Source organism: Vibrio sp. V08_P9A1T1 (assembly GCF_963874405.1).
In the GTDB taxonomy this organism is placed as follows: Bacteria; Pseudomonadota; Gammaproteobacteria; order Enterobacterales; family Vibrionaceae; genus Vibrio; species Vibrio anguillarum.
Map to the genome: position 1 here is coordinate 1 of NZ_CAWNIB010000172.1, position 3685 is coordinate 3685.

Here is a 3685-nt window from a genome sequence, read left to right on the forward strand (position 1 = left end):
CTCTAAATTACCCTATTTTAATGATGCTAAATCACTGAAAATTTTAAATGAACGCAGTATTGAATGGCAATCTTTAGATAACAATTTTAGAAAGCTGATAAAAAAAATATCTAAGAGCGGAATAGATTCAATCAATACAACTAGCGCAATACGAAAACTGAAGAGTCTGAACTACTTCATTGACGAGCAAATTCAAGAAACTAAAAACTATGTAAATACCTGTACTGATGCCTTATTTGTCGGGTGGCTAGGAGAGAAAAATCGGCAAGGTGCGACGCCACTTTATTTCAACCGAGAGTCGCTTTATCGAGATATTATTGAATTCAAATCTAAAATGGCCGTTCAAGATAGCATCGATGAACGTACTAGAAATTCCTTAGAAATTGAATCACTTGTAATGAAGTCATTGCCTAGCACCGAGCTAACTGAAGTAGAACTATCAAATACAGCCGCCGCTCTATATTTAACCTCAAGAATTTACGATATAAAAAAAACTGATCCCCATGCAGTAGAGAATATTGATATCGATAAATTTATTTTTTCAGACCTTATATACAGCTTCTCAGACCATTTAGGTCGAATTAAATACGATGTAATTTCAGTCGTCGACTACCTGTGCAGTGAGGCAACAAACCATCCAATATTAAAACGTAAGCAAGTCAGTGTTTCTTGGCCTAGTGAAGTTCATGACAATTTACTAATATTCCTTAATGAAGAGAAAGTGAATGTTACTAAGTTTTTAAGATTTATGGAGAAGCAATCTAGTGTAGAAGCGAATAAAGATAAATTGCTGAGTAGCATTGAAACTCCGATGAGTTATTTCCAACACACATTAGATAGACTTGCCGTGAATGAACCCGGTGTTGAACTGTCAAATACAGTAACATACCGCTATACAGTATTCAGTCATCATCCTGAAGCGCACTCTGTAGCGATGCGTGAAAACCCTCCGGTAAAAAAAAGCTTTTCTATTGCAGATATTCTAACGGGTAGGGAACGAGCATGGCGAGCAGAGAATACGGCTTATAATGAACGAGAGATCATTAACACATCAGGGATTTCTAATTCTTTGCTCCACAGTCTTGAAAATACTGACACACAAGCTGAATTTTTCCGTTCAATGAAAGCATTAAGGTCTGATTTACAAATAAAAGAGCGTTTTTATGATTACGCTAAGTCGGCACTTGAACTACACCAATTGGACATTAATCATTCATATTCAATCCGTGAGGCTCCTATGCTTCTCATCTATCCATCGCCTGAAGATGGGCCACATTTTTCTAAAAAATGGTCATATGATTTAAACCCAGAGTATAGCCCTATAAAATTATTCTCTTTATTAACGAATAAAGTTCTCATATTTGCATCAATTAATGATTTTAAAAGACAAATAAGAGTAAATACAGAATTACGAGAATGGGTTCAGCTTCATTTTCCGGCCGAATTTCATGGGAATTATGACCAAATGACGATTGATAAAAAAGGCATGGATTATTCTAATCTTTTTGAACGTACAATTGATAAATATTCAAATGATATGGATGTATTAGTTAGTTCGCACTTAGAATCGGCAGCTTTGGGTATGTTGAATAGAATCGAAAAAATATCACATATATTAGCACTTCCAGCAGTGGGGATGGGGACTGTTGCTGGGTTTTTATACGGTACTACAATGTCAATTGGTCCATTACTTGGGAAAGCCGCAATTAGCGATACTGAAGAAGAGCGAAATAAATACTTAAAAGAAGTAGCGATCTCTGTAGCGATAGAGTTGGTATTTGAAGGTGGTGGCAAGCTAATAGGGACGGCCACAAAAGCCGTAAAAGCGACAAAAGATGCCATTGATACTGTTGCAAATAACTTTTTCAAGCATCAATGGCAACGAAAAGCGATATTTCAGTCGCTCGATATACCGAGTGACATCGTAGATGTAGGCCGTTTGTTGACCAATAATGAGCTGGAAAATGCGCTTTGTTCACGCGTGAAGCGAGCTCCTGGTGCGTTATGTACGCTATTGAGAAAAAGGTTACTTGATACATCGCGGGAGGTTATGAGTAAAAAGTCATTCGAAGCATTTGCTCACATTGCTCATGAGCAGGGGGTTGATCTCTCAGGGATTAAAACTATGACTGTAGGTTATAGAAAAGCGAACAATGAAATAGGCTTTGGGGCGATAGGTAAGGTATACCAGCTTGATGACAATTTTGTTGTGAAAGATTATAGCGGAAACATTCGCTTGGATGAGAATCCTGCTCGCTCATCGCTGTGTAGACTTTACGCTGCCAGAAACACTGAAGCCGCATTCAACAGATTGTATGGGGAAGGTTCTGCTGAGGTGATACTTCATGACACTACCGATCCCATGGTAAAAACTGTCTCGGTCAAAATGAAAAAAATTCATGGGGATTCGTTGAGTAACATCATTAGAAATGCTCGACCAGAGCTGTCAGATGTCGTTCGAAAGTTCAAAGAAGAGGGTATAGTTAATGAACTTGTGGAATATCTAAGATCTAATGGGATCGACCATAATGATATAAATTTGGGTAATATTTTATACGATCCTCATACAGGTAAGTTTGCGCTTATCGATTTTGATAGTGCCCAGATAATTCCAGTGGTTGGGGAAAGCCTTTCAGCAGGAAAAGTTAAAACCATCAGGCAGAATCTAAACCATGTATTTAATGAAGCTGAAAGAGCATTAAAAAGCAGTCAAAGTTCGGTATTATCTGACTTAGATGAAGTAAGTGGAAATTCATGGGGTTCTATGCTTGAGCGTATACCCATTATTGGAAACATAATACAAGTACGAAATATTAAAAGAAGTTTGGCTAATGCTCTGCCTATCGCTAAAAGTAAGCTTGATAATACCTTATCTGCTATGGATAACACGGCACTAAATGATGATATTAGGCTTGCTCAGGATGTATTTTTTGGTAAAGATTTTTATGATGACCCTAGTGGTCAAGAGAGACTGAGATCCATTATCGAAGCAATGCGTTCCGATACTGAACGGTTGTCTGTAGTGAATTTTGATATAGGTAACCAGATTGAGGGTAGCTCAGTCATAGTCGCTGCGTTGTCGCGCTCTGAATACGCTAAGTTTGGATTAGATCAACGAGTAAAATTTATTAAAGTCAACAAAAGAGGATTTAATCAGTACTACCAAAAAATGGGGAAAAGTGACAGAGCTGTGGCGGATGTATTAATCCACGAACTCTCTCATGGTGCGCCGAATAGTTTGGATTTTGTCTATGTTGGTACTAAAAAACAGGCAACAGGATATGTTGATATTTATGAATTAGCAAACCTTGCAAATGACAAAATAGAATATCGCAGTGATTCCATCGGGCTCAACCCAACTAGCAGTTTAGGTGGTCCACATCTTAGATCCATAAACAGTATTTCAGGAAAAAAAGGTATTAGGAATGCAGACTCTATTGCTCAGTATGTTTCCTTGCTTGATAAGTTTCGTAGCAATTTTGGTGGATTTGATATAGATATGAAAACATTGAGAACGTTGCAATTAGAAACAAATGATTTTTCTCAAAGAGCTCACGAAGGGGTGCGTGTTAACCGGATGCAACGTTCTATAGTCGAAAAACACTCTCGCATTTTGGTTGCTATTGATAGGGAGAGTGGGGATTTTGATCTCTATGTCCCAGTAAGTGAAGGGTCTCTCAACTAA

At 37.8% G+C, this 3685-nt stretch carries 1 protein-coding gene; it reads left to right on the forward strand.

The features are described 5' to 3' along the window. The coding region (locus AACT21_RS07715) for a hypothetical protein (RefSeq protein ID WP_217898737.1) at nucleotides 1-3685 on the forward strand (3685 nt) is incomplete at its 5' end.